At 68.1% G+C, this 15119-nt stretch carries 11 protein-coding genes; 5 read left to right on the forward strand and 6 right to left on the reverse strand.

Annotation, left to right across the window (positions count from 1 at the left end; genetic code table 11):
• Nucleotides 1-12: 12 nt before the first annotated feature.
• Nucleotides 13-792, reverse strand: coding sequence for a class I SAM-dependent methyltransferase (locus ABGI63_RS07700; protein WP_349741902.1), 780 nt, complete (start codon nt 790-792; stop codon nt 13-15).
• 48 nt (nt 793-840) lie between these two features.
• Nucleotides 841-1362: a response regulator gene (locus ABGI63_RS07705; RefSeq protein ID WP_349741903.1), complete on the reverse strand. Its 522-nt coding sequence runs from the start codon at nt 1360-1362 to the stop codon at nt 841-843.
• A 305-nt stretch (nt 1363-1667) separates the two neighbouring features.
• Between ABGI63_RS07705 and uvrA the strand changes: the two genes are divergently transcribed.
• Nucleotides 1668-7337 (forward strand): excinuclease ABC subunit UvrA, encoded by a 5670-nt coding sequence (uvrA, locus tag ABGI63_RS07710; protein ID WP_349741904.1) that lies wholly within the window; start codon nt 1668-1670, stop codon nt 7335-7337.
• Nucleotides 7338-7341: 4 nt separating this feature from the next.
• Here the strand turns inward: uvrA and ABGI63_RS07715 are convergent, their stop codons facing one another.
• Entirely contained in the window at nt 7342-7641 is a 300-nt protein-coding gene (locus ABGI63_RS07715) for a hypothetical protein (RefSeq protein WP_137943653.1), read from the reverse strand.
• A 151-nt stretch (nt 7642-7792) separates the two neighbouring features.
• Here ABGI63_RS07715 and ABGI63_RS07720 point away from each other — a divergent pair, with 151 nt between their 5' ends.
• A complete protein-coding gene (locus tag ABGI63_RS07720) occupies nt 7793-10453 on the forward strand; it encodes a prolyl oligopeptidase family serine peptidase (RefSeq protein ID WP_349741905.1) in 2661 nt (886 codons plus the stop codon).
• Between the two features lie 7 nt (nt 10454-10460).
• Here the strand turns inward: ABGI63_RS07720 and ABGI63_RS07725 are convergent, their stop codons facing one another.
• Together ABGI63_RS07725 and ABGI63_RS07730 are read right to left on the reverse strand one after the other, a co-directional pair.
• Complete coding sequence (locus ABGI63_RS07725) at nt 10461-11099, reverse strand: UPF0149 family protein (RefSeq protein ID WP_349741906.1); 639 nt, start codon at nt 11097-11099, stop codon at nt 10461-10463.
• Between the two features lie 23 nt (nt 11100-11122).
• Complete coding sequence (locus ABGI63_RS07730; RefSeq protein WP_349741907.1) at nt 11123-11350, reverse strand: hypothetical protein; 228 nt, start codon at nt 11348-11350, stop codon at nt 11123-11125.
• Between the two features lie 75 nt (nt 11351-11425).
• Between ABGI63_RS07730 and ABGI63_RS07735 the strand changes: the two genes are divergently transcribed.
• Nucleotides 11426-12343: an ion transporter gene (locus tag ABGI63_RS07735; RefSeq protein ID WP_349741908.1), complete on the forward strand. Its 918-nt coding sequence runs from the start codon at nt 11426-11428 to the stop codon at nt 12341-12343.
• On the opposite strand, the gene ABGI63_RS07740 is transcribed toward ABGI63_RS07735, so the two are convergent.
• A complete protein-coding gene (locus ABGI63_RS07740) occupies nt 12333-13250 on the reverse strand; it encodes a DUF808 domain-containing protein (RefSeq protein ID WP_349741909.1) in 918 nt (305 codons plus the stop codon). The two genes, ABGI63_RS07735 and ABGI63_RS07740, sit on opposite strands and share 11 nt — an antisense overlap.
• 125 nt (nt 13251-13375) lie before the next feature.
• On the opposite strand from ABGI63_RS07740, the gene ABGI63_RS07745 reads away from it, so the two are divergent.
• Nucleotides 13376-14245 (forward strand): transposase, encoded by an 870-nt coding sequence (locus ABGI63_RS07745; protein WP_349741910.1) that lies wholly within the window; start codon nt 13376-13378, stop codon nt 14243-14245.
• Between the two features lie 7 nt (nt 14246-14252).
• On the forward strand, nt 14253-15116 hold the full coding sequence (locus ABGI63_RS07750) for an amidohydrolase family protein (RefSeq protein WP_432767387.1): 864 nt from the start codon (nt 14253-14255) through the stop codon (nt 15114-15116).
• Nucleotides 15117-15119: the final 3 nt, after the last annotated feature.

Here is a 15119-nt window from a genome sequence, read left to right on the forward strand (position 1 = left end):
GCGGCGCCGGATTCAACGCGGTTTGAGGGCGCGCGTGGCAATACAAACCGGCGCGCGATTGCTGAAGGGCCAGCTGTTGTCGTACCAATGGTCCTCGTACAGGCCTGTGATCATGAAGCCGGCCTGGGTCTGCCCGCCGATCTGGGAGGTTAGCGAGTGGCTGAATTCCAGCGGTTCCTTGGCCTTGATCTTGGCTTCCAGGCGTTCGGCGGCCAGGTCGGCCTCGTCCGAGTAAGGCAGCGAATACCTGACCACCAACGCCCCCGCTTGCTCTACCTCTTCATGGTCAAACATGAACACGGCGGGATTCATGAAGCCGGTCAGCAGCACGCCGCCGGGCCGCAGCACGCGATGGCATTCGCGCCATACCGGCGCCAAATCCTTGACAAAGACGGTCGAGGCAGGATTGAAGATCAGATCGAACGAGGCATCGTCAAAGCAGGCCAAGTCGGCCATGTTCCCTTGCTGGCAGCGGATGCTGAGCCCCTCGCGATCGGCGACCCACTGATCCTTGCGCAACTGCTCGTCGGACAGATCGAAGCTGACCACCGACGCGCCGGCGGCGGCCAGCAGCGGTACTTGCTGGCCGCCGCCGGAGGCCAGGCACAGCAGGTCGCGGCCGGCGATGTCGGACAGCCAATCGGCCGGCACCGGGGTGCTCGGTGTCAGCAGCAGACGTAAGTCGCCCGCGCGGGCCGCTGCAACAGCGTCCGGCCCGACCGGCTGCGCCCAGACGCTGCGGGACATGACGCCGTCGTTCCAGCTCTGGCGATTGCGTTCAAGATAGCTCATGGGGATCCGCACCGGCTGCGCCTGTCCCGCGCGAGCAAGCCCGGCCGCTCAATTCAGCCCGGGCAGCTTGAGCCAGCGATGCAGCCGTGTGCGCAGCGCGACGAAGTCCAGCGGCTTGGTCAGGTGCTCGTCCATGCCGGCGTCCATGCTGGCCAGCACATCGGCTTCCAGCGCGTGGGCGGTCAGGGCCAGGATGGGGAAGGCGGGCAGCTGGCCTTCGCGCTGCAGCTCGCGCAGGCGGCGGGCGCATTCGAGGCCGTCCATGCCGGGCATCTGGATGTCCATCAGCACCAGATCGGGCGGCGATTCCAGGCACAGCGACACGGCTTCCAGGCCGTTCTTCGCGAGCCGGCTCTGCACCCCCATCAAGGCCAGGAACTCGAGCGCGACGACCTGGTTGATATGGTTGTCCTCGACCAGCAGCACGGTGGGCAGCGTGGTGGCTTGCTGCGGCCGTGAGGCGTCGCTCTGCTCGCCCGGGCTCAGCGGTCCCGACTCCTGACCCGACTGCGCCAGCAGCGGCGCCATCAGGCCCGGCCTGTGGATATTGATGAGGGTTGTTGTTTGCATTGATTGATAAGCCTCGAAGCTTCCCATCCATCCCGTCGCTGAACTCCCGGCACCTGCGGTGCATCCCGCCGGCGATGCGGCTCCCAAGCCTATCGCCACCAGGCCCCCGGCGTCTCGTTCAATTCAAGGGTTTTCCCTTGTTTTTGGGTGGAGGGCCGGGCGTGGGGTCAATTGTTGCCTGTGAAGCGCCCCAGCGCAACGCCCAGGGTCCCTGCACTGCGGGCCTTGACATCGGCCCTGCTGACAGGATTGTGCCGCTCGCTCCCTAGAATGTCCGGTCTCCTCCCTGCCAAGGCTGCCAAGCAATGTCCGAAGGTCTGATCCGCATACGCGGCGCGCGTCAACACAATCTGAAGAATCTGGATCTGGACATTCGCACGGCGGAGCTGACGGTGGTCACCGGCCCCAGCGGCTCGGGCAAGTCCAGCCTGGTGTTCGACACCCTCTATGCCGAGGGCCAGCGCCGCTATGTCGAGACCTTCAGCGCCTATGCCCGCCAGTTCCTGGACCGGATGGACCGGCCGGCGGTGGACAAGGTGGACGGCGTGCCGCCGGCCATTGCGATCGACCAGACCAACCCGGTGCGCACCTCGCGCTCGACGGTCGGCACGATGACCGAGCTGAACGACCATCTGAAGCTGCTCTATGCCCGCGCCGCCGAGTTGTTCGATAAGCAGACCGCGCAGGGCGTGCGGCACGACACGGCGCAGACGATTTACGCCGAACTGCTGGCGCGAACCTCGGCAACTGATCCCAGACTGATACTGACCTTCCCGGTCGAGTTGCCCGGAAACACCACCGCCGAGCAGATCGAGCAGTGGCTGTCGGCCAGCGGTTTCACCCGGGTGCAGGCCGAACGGGAGGTCGGCACGCCGACCGGGCCGCGCAAGGTGCTGGATGTCGTGGCCGACCGCTTCCGCATCCAGGGTGCCGACAAGCAGCGCGCGATGGAGGCCATCGAGCTGAGCCTGAAGCGCGGCAGCGGCCGCATGAACATCTATGCGATGCCGGCCGAGGGCGAGGGTGAGCCCGAGCTGTGGCGCTATTCGACCGGCCTGCACTGCCCCGACAGCGATCTGCGCTACCAGGACCCGCAGCCGCCGCTGTTCTCCTTCAACTCGGCGATGGGCGCCTGCGAGACCTGCCGCGGCTTCGGCCGCGTGATCGGTGTCGATATGGGACTGGTGATCCCGGACGAGAAGAAGACGCTGCGCGGCGGCGCGATCAAGCCGATGCAGACGCCGGCCTGGGAAAGCTGCCAGGCCGACCTGATGAAGTACGCCGGCGAGGCCGGCATCCCGCGCGACACCGCCTGGATGCAGCTCAGCCCGGCCCAGCGCGACTGGGTCGTCGAGGGCTCGCCGAACTGGAGCGGCAACTGGAACAAGCAGTGGTACGGGGTCAAGCGCTTCTTCGAGTATCTGGAGAGCAAGGCCTACAAGATGCACATCCGTGTGCTCTTGTCCAAGTACCGCAGCTACACGCCCTGCGGCACCTGCGGCGGCGCGCGGCTGAAGACCGAGGCGCTGCTGTGGCGTGTCGGCTCCAAGGCCCTGGCCGATGCGGTGCTGCCGGCCGCGCAGCGCGTGATGCCTATGGGCGTGGCCTGGCAGCGCGACCAGCTCGAAGCCCTGCCGGGCCTGAACCTGCACGATCTGATGCAGCTGCCGATCCACCGGCTGCGCGCCTTCATGGATGAGCTGCAGCTGCCCAGCACCCTGCTGGACGATGCGCTGAAGTTATTGCTCGACGAGATCCGCAACCGGCTCAAGTACCTGGTCGATGTCGGCATCGGCTACCTGACGCTGGACCGCCAGAGCCGCACCCTGAGCGGCGGCGAGGTGCAGCGCATCAACCTGACGACGGCGCTGGGCACCTCCCTGGTCAACACCTTGTTCGTGCTGGACGAGCCCAGCATCGGCCTGCACCCGCGCGATATGAACCGCATCGTGCAGGCCATGCACCGGCTGCGCGATGCCGGCAATACGCTGGTGGTGGTCGAGCACGATCCGGCCGTGATGCTGGCGGCCGACCGCCTGATCGATATGGGCCCCGGCCCCGGCGAGAAGGGCGGCGAGATCGTCTTCGACGGCACGCCCGAATCGATACGCGCCGCCGACACCTTGACCGGTGCCTATCTGGGCGGCCGCAAGCATGTGGGCATGGGGCTCAAGCGCCTGGTCGAGGCCAGCACGCCACGATTGATCCTCGAAGGCGCGCGCGAACACAATCTGCGCAATGTCACGGTCGAGTTCCCGCTGCAGCGCATGGTGGTGGTCACCGGCGTGTCGGGCTCGGGCAAGAGCACCCTGATGCAGGACGTGCTGTACCCGGCGCTGGCCCGCCATTTCGGCCAGGCCACCGAGACGCCCGGCACGCACGAGCGCTTGCTGGGTGCTGACTGGCTGTCCGGCGCGGTCTTCGTCGACCAGTCGCCGATCGGCAAGACCGCGCGCTCGAACCCGGCCTCCTATGTCGGCGCCTTCGACGAGCTGCGCAAGCTGTTCGCCGATGCGCCGATGGCGCGCGAGCGCAGCTACACGGCCGGCATGTTCAGCTTCAATGCCGGCGACGGCCGCTGCCCGACCTGCGGCGGCTCGGGCTTCGAGCATGTCGAGATGCAGTTCCTGTCCGACGTCTATCTGCGCTGCCCGGACTGCGATGGCCGCCGCTACCGTGGCGAGATGCTGGATGTGAAGCTCTTGCGCGGCCCGCGCGAGCTCAGCGTGGCCGATGTGCTGGACCTGACCGTCAGCGAGGCAGTGAGTCTGTTCAAGGACGACCGCGAGGTGGTCGCCAAGCTGCAGCCCATCGTCGATGTAGGCCTGGAATACATCAAGCTGGGTCAGCCGGTGCCCACGCTGTCGGGCGGCGAGGCCCAGCGCCTGAAACTGGCTGGCTTCCTGGCCGAGGCCGCCAGCACGGCGAGCAAGACGCGCCAGGCCGTCGCGAAGAAGGGCACGCTGTTCCTGTTCGACGAGCCGACCACCGGCCTGCATTTCGACGACATCGCCAAGCTGATGCGCGCGATGCGCAAGCTGCTGGGCGCCGGTCATTCGCTGATTCTGATCGAGCACAACCTCGATGTGATACGCGCGGCCGACTGGCTGATCGATCTTGGCCCCGAGGGCGGTGAGCAGGGCGGTGAACTGGTCTGCCAGGGCACGCCGGAGGAGGTCAAGGAGCACCCGAGCTCGCACACCGCGCTGGCGCTGCGCGAATACGCCGCCCACATGGACCGGCCGGCGCTGGCGGTGGAAGAGGGCGTGCCGCTGCAGACCCTGGTGCGGGCGCGCCGCAAGGCGCAGGACGAGGCCATCCGCATCGTCAATGCGCGCGAGCACAATCTGAAGTCGGTGGACGTGTCCATCCCGCGCGGCAAGTTCAATGTGATCACCGGCGTGTCCGGCTCGGGCAAGTCGACCCTGGCCTTCGACATCCTGTTCAACGAGGGCCAGCGCCGCTATCTGGAATCGCTGAACGCCTATGCGCGGTCGATCGTGCAGCCGGCCGGCCGACCCGAGGTCGATGCGGTCTGGGGCATTCCGCCGACCGTGGCCATCGAGCAGCGCCTCTCGCGCGGCGGCCGCAAGAGCACGGTGGCCACCACCACCGAGGTCTGGCATTTCCTGCGCCTGCTCTATGTGAAGCTGGGCGTGCAGCACTGCATTCACGACGGCACGCCGGTCAAGCCGCAAAGCGTCGAGTCGATCGCCGCCCAGCTCTTGCGCGACCACAAGGGCCAGCATGTGGGCTTGCTGGCGCCGCTGGTCGTGAATCGCAAGGGCCTCTATACCGACCTGGCCAAATGGGCCAAGGCGCGCGGCCACACGCATCTGCGGGTCGACGGCGAATTCCTGCCGACCGCGCCCTGGCCGCGGCTGGATCGCTTCAAGGAGCACACCCTGGAACTGCCGGTCGGCGATCTGGTGATACGCCCCGACAACGAGGCCCAGCTGCGCGAGCTGCTGGCCAAGGCCCTGGACCTGGGCAAGGGCGTGCTGCACCTCTTGAGCCCGCTGGACGGCCTGCACGCGGCGATTGCCGACGGCCAGAGCACGGCCCGGATCGGCAGCGTCAAGGTGTTCTCGACCAAGCGCGCCTGCCCGACCTGCGGCACCAGCTATGGCGAGCTGGACCCGCGCATGTTCAGCTACAACAGCAAGCATGGCTGGTGCACCAGCTGCGTGGGGACCGGTCTTGCCTTGACCCGCGAGCAGCGCAAGGCGCTGGACGATTCGGTCCAGGACAAGGACAACAAAGGCCGTGAACAAAGCTTCCCTTCGGAAGAGGCCGAGGTCGAGGGCCTGGTCGACCAGCCCTGCCCGGACTGCTGCGGCTCGCGCCTGAACCCCTCCGCCCGCGCCGTGACCTTCGAGGACCAGGCCATCAGTACGGTGGCCGGCTGGAGCGTCAAGGACGCCCGGGCCTGGGTCGATGCGCTGGAGTTGACCGGCCGCGACGCCGACATCGCCCGCGACGTGGTGGTCGAGATCAAGGGCCGGCTGGAGTTCCTCGAAGAGGTGGGCCTGGGCTATCTGACCCTGGACCGCGCGGCGCCGACCCTCTCCGGCGGCGAGGCCCAGCGCATCCGCCTGGCCGCCCAGCTGGGCAGCAATCTGCAGGGCGTCTGCTACATCCTCGACGAGCCCACCATAGGCCTGCATCCGCGCGACAACCAGATCCTGCTGAAGGCGCTCGGGACGCTGGGCGACAAGGGCAACACCCTGGTCGTCGTCGAGCACGACGAGGACACGATACGCCGGGCCGACCACATCATCGACATCGGCCCCGGCGCCGGCAAGCGTGGCGGCCGCGTCGTCGCCGAGGGCACAGCGGCCGATCTGGCGCTGCAGCCGGACTCGGTCACCGGCCGCTTCCTCGCCAATCCATTGCTGCACCCGCTGCAGGCGCGCCGCGAGATGCTGGACGGGGCGCCGAAGCTGCGTGTGCTCGACGCGACCCTGCACAATCTGCAGCAGGTCAGCATCGATGTGCCGCTGCACCGCCTGGTGGCGATCACCGGCGTGTCCGGCTCGGGCAAGAGCACCCTGGCGCGCGATGTGCTGCTGGCCAATATGGCCCAGGCTGTGCCGCTGCGCCGCGCGCCCAATCCCTGGATCGGTTGCGCGGGCATCGAGGGCCATGCCCAGGTCGACCGGGTGCTGGAGGTGGACCAGACACCGATCGGCAAGACGCCGCGTTCCTGCCCGGCCACCTATATCGGTTTCTGGGACGCGATCCGCAAGCTCTTCGCCGAGACCCTGGAGGCCAAGGCGCGCGGCTATGCGCCGGCGCGTTTCTCCTTCAACACAGGTGAGGGCCGCTGCCCCGGCTGCGAGGGCCAGGGCATGCGCACCATAGAGATGAGCTTTCTGCCCGATGTGAAGGTGCTGTGCGACCAGTGCCATGGCCAGCGTTTCAATCCCGAGACCCTGGGCGTCAGCTGGCGCGGCAAGAGCATCGGCGATGTCCTGGCGATGGAGGTCGACGAGGCGGTCGAGTTCTTCGCGGCGATGCCGAACATCGCCCACCCGCTGCAACTGCTGAAGGATGTGGGCCTGGGCTATCTGACCCTGGGCCAGCCCTCACCGACGCTGTCGGGCGGCGAGGCGCAGCGCATCAAGCTGGTGTCCGAGCTGGTCAAGGTGCGCGACGACGTCACGCGCCGCGGCCAGAAGGCGCCGCACACGCTCTATGTGCTGGACGAACCGACCGTGGGCCTGCATATGGCCGATGTCGAGAAGCTGATACGCGTGCTGCACCGCCTGGTGGCCGGCGGGCATTCGGTGGTCGTGATCGAGCACGACCTCGATGTGATCGCCGAGGCCGACTGGGTCATCGATCTGGGCCCCGAGGGCGGCACGGCCGGCGGGCGCATCGTCGTGGCCGGCACGCCGGAGCAGGTGGTGGCCTCGGGCTCGCATTCGGGGCGCGCGCTGGCGCCGGTCTTGCTGCGGGGGCAAGCCGCCTGAAGCGCTAATGCGGTTTGCGCGGCTTGTCGAACTGCTTGGGGCGGTAGACGTTGCCGTCCCACTGGCCGCGGTCGGTGTCGGGGGCGCTGCGCTTGGCGCGGTTGATGGCTTCCATCGCGGCTTCGTGCGCGGCGCGGCGGCGCTCGCGGGCATCGAAAGGGCTGATGGCTCGTTTGGAGATCCAGCGCCAGCCCGTCGCCCACCAGGCTTCCATGCGCAGCTGATGGCGCCGGCTCAAGCACATATGCAGGGCCAGCACGAGGCAGATCGCGAGGCCGAGGCTGGCAAAGATCTTGACGAGCATGGGGCGGGCGGATGGACCCAAGATGGGTAGGGCGGATATTAACTGAGAGACCTGCGGCCGCGTGCGATTTGGCGATGCCTTGCGGCGGCGGCCGTGCCGCGCAACCCTAGAATCCCCCCGCCCGAAGCACGGGCTGCTCGGAGTTATCGATTTGGCACGCTGGAAATTCCTCTCTGTGGCCGCCGCCCTGCTGGCCGCCCTGTCCCTTGGCGCCGGCCCGCAGCCGGTGCTGGCCCAGAACCCGTCGCCGCTGACCTTGGAGTCGCTGTTTCGCGACAAGCCCTACCGGGGCGAACCCGCCCGCGAACCCGCCTTCAGCCGCAGCGGCCGCTATCTGGCCTATCTGTGGAACCCGCATGGCGAGCCCGGCAGCGATCTCTATGTGCATGACACGCGCAGCGGCAAGACCTTGCGCCTGACATCGCCGGCGCTGATGCAGGCCCATGACGCGCCGGAGGATCTGGAGCGTTTCGAGAAAAAGCGCCTGCAGCGCGAGCGCGAGCAGACCGAGCGCCAGGCCCGCGAGGAGGCCCAGGCCGCCTATCTGCGCGGCGAGACGGTCGATCTGGCGCAGTGGGAAGCCGAGCAGATCGCGGCACTGAAGCTGGAATTCGCCGAGAAGAAGAAACGCGAGGACGCGCAGAAGGCCGCCGACAAGGCCGAGGCCGACGCCGAGAAGCGCGCTGCCGAGGCCCTGGTCGCGCGGCGTGGCGGCAAGCCGGCCGCTGCCGCGCCGGCCAGTGCGGCAGCCTCGGCGCCGGACAAGGACAAGGAGCTGTGGGAATGGCGCGACGAGCTGAAGAAGAAGCTGGCCAAGGACCAGCTCAAGCCGACCGACCTCTATCCCGGCGTCAGCCAGCTGGCCTGGGCGCGCCAGCGCGATGAGCTGATCTTCCAGTACCGCGGCGGTCTGTTCCGCTGGCAGGCCGATGGCAACCGCCTCACGCCCTTGCTCGGCACGCAGCGCCAGCTGCGCATCGTGGCCTACACGCCCGACGACCAGGGCTTTGTCTATATGGACGAGAGCCGGGTGCTGCGCGCGCGCTTTGCCGGCATGGCGGTGCAGGTGATCAACCGCGAGCTGATCCATGCCGACGAGGACGAGGCGGCGAAGAAATACCGCATCGAGTCCACCGTGCTCAGCGAGGACGGCCGCTGGATGTCTCTGCTGGCGCGCGCACCGCTGGTGCCACCCGTTGGCGCGAGCGGCCCGGCGCCCAAGCCCGGCCGCCAGGTCGAGATCATGAATTACGGCGAGCGCTTCGCGACGGCCAAGAAGGTCGATCGCGAGGTCTCGGACGACAAGCGCATGCAGCAGCCGCTGGCCCTGTATATCCGCCGGGTGCCGGGTCTTGACAGTGCGCCGGCCCGCCAGCCGGCGCCGGTCTTCACCCAGGCCGGCGGCGACGGCTGGTTCGAGATCAGCCCGGTGGCCTGGGCCCGCGACGGCAGCCACTACGCCTTCGCGACCTGGGAGCGCGAGAAGGAGCTGCTGCGCGTCTACCTGGGCCGCGCCGACGAAACGGGCAAGCCGGAGGTCGTGATCGAGCGGCGCGGCGATGTGCACCATGAGCTGGTCAATGTGTTCGCACCTCGCTTCACACCGGACGGCAAACGGCTGATCGCGCTGCTGTCCGACAACGACTTCCGCCAGCCCTGGGCCTGGGACATCGCCACGCGCCAGCTCAAGCCCCTGCTCCAGGGCGAGTTCGAGGCGCACCAGCTGCTGGGTTTCACGCCGGACAGCCGCGCGATGTTTGTCGCGGCCAACCGCGACGATGCGGCGGCGATGAATCTCTACAAGGTCGAACTGGCCGACGGCGCGATGCAGGCGCTGGGAAGCGCGCCCGACTACCACCGCAACGCCGTGGTTTCGGAGGACGGCCGCTGGCTGGCCGCCAATGCCGGCCACTGGGCCCAGCGACCCGAGCTGAAGCTGATCTCCTCAGTGCCCGGCCAGCCGGCGCGGGTGCTGACCCAGAGCCATGACCCGGCCTGGGCCCGGGTGGACCGGCTGCGGCCCGAGCGTTTCAGCTTCAGGAACCGTCATGGCGACAGCATTCCGGCCTATGTGTTCAAGCCTGCCGGCTGGCAGGCCAGCGACCGCCGCCCGGCCGTGGTCTACACCTATGGCGGCCCGCTGAACGATCGCCATTCGGTCGAGACCGACAGTTTCCAGCCGACCGGCTATCTGTTCGCGATGTATATGGCGGTGCGCCACGGCTATGTGATGGTGACGGTGGATCCGCGCGGCCAGTCCAACTACGGCCGCCGCTTTGCCGGCGCCAACTGGCAGCAGCCGGGCCAGCCGCAGACCGAGGATCTGGAGGACCTGCACCGCCATATGGCCGCGAACCTGGGCGTCGACCCGGCGCGGGTGGGCCTGAACGGCTGGAGCTTCGGCGGCTTCCAGACCCAGTACACGATGTATACGAAGCCGGAGCTGTTTGCCGCCGGCATTGCCGGCGCCGGCCCGACCGAATGGGAGAACTACAACAGCTGGTACAGCGGCCGCACCATAGGCCCGGTGGACCGCAAGAAGCCGGTGCTGCGCAAGCATTCGCTGCTGCCGCTGGCCAAGGGCCTGAAGAAGCCGCTGCTGCTGGTGCACGGCATGCTGGACCCGAATGTGCTGTACCAGGACACGGTCAATGTCTACCGCGCGCTGATGGAGGCCGGCAAGCAGCCCCTGGTCGATCTCTTCCTCGATCCCGACGGTGATCACAGCATGGGCGGCGCGGTCAAGACCGTCGGCTGGCACCGCAAGTACGAGGCCTTCTGGCTGCAGCAGCTGGGCCGCGCCCAGCCCTGAGCAGGGCTCAGGAGGCCTGTCGCAGCGCCAGCAGCTGCAGGAGCTGGTCCGGCACCGCGCGGCTCAGCGCGTCGCGCTGCAGCGGGTCGGCCAGGCGGGCGGCGTCAAGCTCGCTGAGTTGCGACTCATCGCTGCCCAGCAGCGTGATGGGCTCCAGCAGCGCGGCGGTCTCGGCCGTCTCGAACAGCGGCTTCCAGGCGCCAGGCGCCAGGTCGACCGCGCTGAGAAAGCCCAGCGACCAGTCGCCGGCGTCGGTCAGATCCTGCTCATCCACTTCGGCGATGCTGAAGATCGGCTCCCAGGCCTCGGGCCGGGCGGCGGCCAGCTCCCATTGGTGGGCGATGGCGCGCAGATGGCGCAGCACCAGCAGCATCACGCGCTTTTTCTGCTTGCCGCTGACGAAGGGCCAGGTGTCGGGCTGGCCTTCCTCGCCGTCGCCGCCCCAGACCAGGGGCAGCCAGTCCGAGCCGGGCAGCTCGGCCAGCGGCTGCGGGCTCAGGAGCAGGCCGGACAGATAGCCGTCCAGCGCCTCGATATTCATCGCGCCGTCGCTGGGCAGCCGGGCCAGCATGTCATCCAGCGTCGACAACTCCTCGTCGGAGAGCGGGAGGTTGTCGGACTGGGGGTTGTATTGGGGATATTCCATCGCGCGATTGTCGCCGGTCCGGTTCAGAACCGGCTCTTGGCCTTCTTGCCGTCGAATTCGGCCAGCTGGGCCTTCAGCAAGGCCATCAGTACCCGGGCATTGGCCTCGGTCATGCTGATCAGGGTGCTGGGCTCTATTCCCTCGACCGGGGTCTTGGGCGTGACCAGGGCATCGACCTTGAACACCATCAGGCCGTTGATGGCGTTGGAGGCGGCTTTGAACTTCTGGATCTCGACATTGTGGATTTTCATGCGGCCATCCTCGTGAATCTGCAAAAACGCGGACCGGTATTAGACCTCAGCGCTTGCCGCTACATTCCAACAGCTATGCGAACCGAGAACAACAGCCAGCGACCACCGCTTCAGCAACTACAGGCGGACCGCCTGGGCCGGCCGCTGTCCGGCTGGCGCCTGAAGGTCTACACCATCATCTTCGAGGCCGACACGCGCGCCGGCCGCGCCTTCGACATGGCGCTGATCGCGCTGGTGCTGGCCAGCATCGCGGTGGTGATGCTGGAGAGCGTCGCCCCGATCAAGGCACGCTGGGGCGGGTTGTTCCGTGTGCTGGAGTTCGTCTTCACCGCGCTGTTCACGATCGAGTATCTGCTGCGCCTGGCCTGCGTGCGCCATCCCTGGCGCTATGCGCGCAGCTTCTACGGCATCGTCGATCTGCTGGCCGTGCTGCCCACCTATCTGGCGCTGTTCGCGCCGGAGCTGTACTTCCTGGTCGATGTGCGGGTGCTGCGCCTGCTGCGGGTGTTCCGCATCTTCAAGCTGGGCGCCTATGTGGCCGAGTATGCGATGCTGGCCCATGCGCTGCGCGCCAGCGCGCGCAAGATCCTGGTGTTCCTGTCGGTGGTGCTGATGGTGGTGCTGATACTCGGCACGGTGATGTATGTGGTCGAGGGCCCGGGCAACGGCTTCACCAGCATTCCGACCAGCCTCTACTGGGCCATCTCCACCATCACGACGGTGGGCTTCGGCGACATCACGCCCAAGACCGATCTGGGCCGCGCGATCGCCTCGCTGATGATGCTGCTGGGCTGGGGCGTGCTGGCGGTGCCGACCGGCATCGTCACCGCCGAGATGACGGCCCAGCGCCACGGCCGGCCGACCACGACGCGCAGCTGCCATGACTGCCTCAGCGAGGGCCATCTGCCCGAGGCGCGCTTTTGCCGCGATTGCGGCGCCGAGCTGCCGCCCTACCAGCGCGATGTGCCGGGCGGCAGCGAACTCAAGACTTGACCCCGCGCCAGATCTTCTGAACGCCGCTGACCAGGCCCAGCGCGATCAGGCCGGCCACGATGCCGACCACGGCATCGGCCAGCAGACCCAGCAGGCCCTGGACGAAGCCATTGCCGCTGATGCCCTGCACCGCATGATGGATCAGCTCGTGGGCGCCCGGAATGCCATGGGTCAGGATGCCGCCGCCGACCAGGAACATCGCCGCCGTGCCGGCCACCGACAAGGCCTTCATCAGCCAGGGGGCGGCCGCCAGGATCAGCGCGCCCAGGCGCTGCTGCAAGGCACCGGCCTGGCGGCTCAGATAGAGCCCGGCGTCATCGAGCTTGACGATGCCGGCCACCAGGCCGTAGACGCCCACCGTCATGATCACCGCGATGCTGCTGAGCACCAGCAGCCGGGTCGTGAAGTCGCTGGCGGCGACCGTGCCCAGCGTGATCGCGATGATTTCGGCCGACAGGATGAAGTCGGTGCGCACGGCCCCCTTGATCTTGTCGCGCTCCAGCGCCACCAGATCGATGGCCGGGTTCTTGACGGCCTCGCTGAGTGCCTGCTCGTGGGCGGCATCCTCGGCGCTGTGCAGGAATTTTTGGGCCAGTTTCTCGACCCCTTCGAAGCACAGAAAGGCGCCGCCCAGCATCAAGAGCGGCGTCACGGCCCAGGGCGCCCAGGCGCTGATGGCCAGCGCCGCCGGCACCAGGATCAGCTTGTTGACAAAGCTGCCCTTGGCGACGGCCCAGACCACCGGCAACTCGCGCTCGGCGGCAACACCTGTCACCTGCTGGGCATTCAGCGCCAGATCGTCGCCCAGCACGCCGCTGGTCTTCTTGGCGGCGAGCTTGCTGAGCACGGCCACATCGTCGAGCACCGTGGTGATGTCATCGAGCAGGGCAAGCAGACTGGAGGCCATAGCTAGGGTCGGTCGTGGTGGTCAGGCCGAGTTTGTACCTCAAACAACGGACGCGCCGGCCGGCGGCGGGCCGTGCCGGCGGGGTCAGGCCTTGCCTTTTGGGATTCGATGGCCTAAGTTCCCTCATGGCCAGACCCCCACGCATCGAATTCGCCGGCGCCGTCTACCTGCTGAGCTCGCATGGCGAGCAGGGCGCGGCGATCTTTCGCGACGACGCCGACCGCGCCACCTTGCTGGCCGTGATCGCCCAGGCGGCCCAGCGCTTCGACGCGCAGGTGCTGGCCTACAGCTTTGCGGACGATGCCTACCAGCTGCTGATCTACACCCGCCAGGCCAATCTCTCGCGCCTGATGCGCCATCTCAACGGCGTCTATACGCAGAGCTTCAACCGCCGCCACGGCGGCACCGGCCCCTTGTTCCAGGGCCGCTTCAAGGCGGTGCTGGTGGACCGGGAGCGGCTGCTGCTCGATGCCTGCCGCTATGTCGATCTGAGCGCCGAGCGCCAGGGGCTGGCGCGGCGCGGGGCTGACTGGCCCTGGCACAGCCTGGGCGCGCACCTGGGCCAGCAGCCGGCGCCGGACTGGCTCGATGTGCAAGGCCTGTTCAGCCATGTGCTGGGCCGCGAGGCCCGGGGCGCGGCCGACCGCAAGCGGGCCGCCGAGCGCTACGCCAAGCTGCTGGCGGCCGAGCCCGGGCTGGACATCTGGGGCCATCTGCGCCACCAGATATTTCTGGGCGACGAGGCCTTTGCCCAGCGCATGCTGGCCCAGGCCGGCGGCGGCACGGGCCGGGTGGCCAGGTCGCCGCGCAAGGCTGCGGCGCCCAAGGCCTTTGCCCAGTGGCGGCGCGACAGCGCCTCGCGCGAGCAGGCCCTGTACCGCGCCCATACCGAGGGCGGCCTGTCGATGACGGTGCTGGCCGGCGAGCTGGGTCTGTCGGTCTCGCGCATCAGCCGGCTGATCGCCGGCCACGAGCGCAGCCTCAGTGCAGCGTGAGCCTGTCTTGAGGTCTTCGCGCTACCGCGCCTGGGTGCTGGTCCTGCTGGCCTTTGGGGCCTGGGCCGTGCAGGCCGCGCCTTACGAAGGCCCGCTGTTCGATGCCCATCTGCACTACAACGACGAGGCCCAGGGCCCGCATCCGCTGCCCGATGTGCTGGGCCGGATGCAGCGCAGCGGCGTGCGCGCCATCGTCGCGAACAGCCGGCCCAACGCCGGCACGCTGAGCCTGGCCGGCGCTGGCGAGGCGACGCGCGCGGCCGGCCTGCGGGTCGTGCCCTTTGTGCGCCTGTACCGCAATCGCGCCGACTACAGCGGCTGGTTCGCCGACCCGACCATCTATCAGATGGTGCTGGACGAGCTCAAGCGCGGCACGCCGGCCGGCCCCTATCGCGGCCTGGGCGAGTTCCATCTCTACGACAGCGCCAATGCCGATGGCCCGGTGGCGCGCCAGCTGATGCAGCTGGCCGCCGAACGGGGTTTGGTGGTGCTGGCCCATGTCGACGATGTGGCGATTGACAAGCTGATGGCCCACGCACCGAAGGCGCGGCTGATCTGGGCTCATACCGGCATCGGCGGCGTGCCGATCACGCGGGTGCGCGAGCTGCTGAAGCATTACCCGAGCCTGCTGGGCGAGCTGTCCTACCGGCCCGGCCTGACCGAGAACGGCCGCCTCAGCGCGGACTGGCAGGCCCTGCTGAGCGAGCAGCCCGAGCGCTTCCTGATCGGCTCGGACACCTGGGTCAACCAGCGCTGGCAGTATTACGAAGCCCTGATGAGCGAGGCCCGCCAATGGCTGGGCGAGCTGCCGAGCGAGGCCGCGCGCAAGATCGCCTGGGGCAATGGTGCGGCGCTGTTCGGGCTGGATTAGCCT

Origin of the sequence: Roseateles cavernae, from assembly GCF_040187885.1 — a bacterium.
Classification (GTDB): Bacteria; Pseudomonadota; Gammaproteobacteria; order Burkholderiales; family Burkholderiaceae_C; genus Roseateles_E; species Roseateles_E cavernae.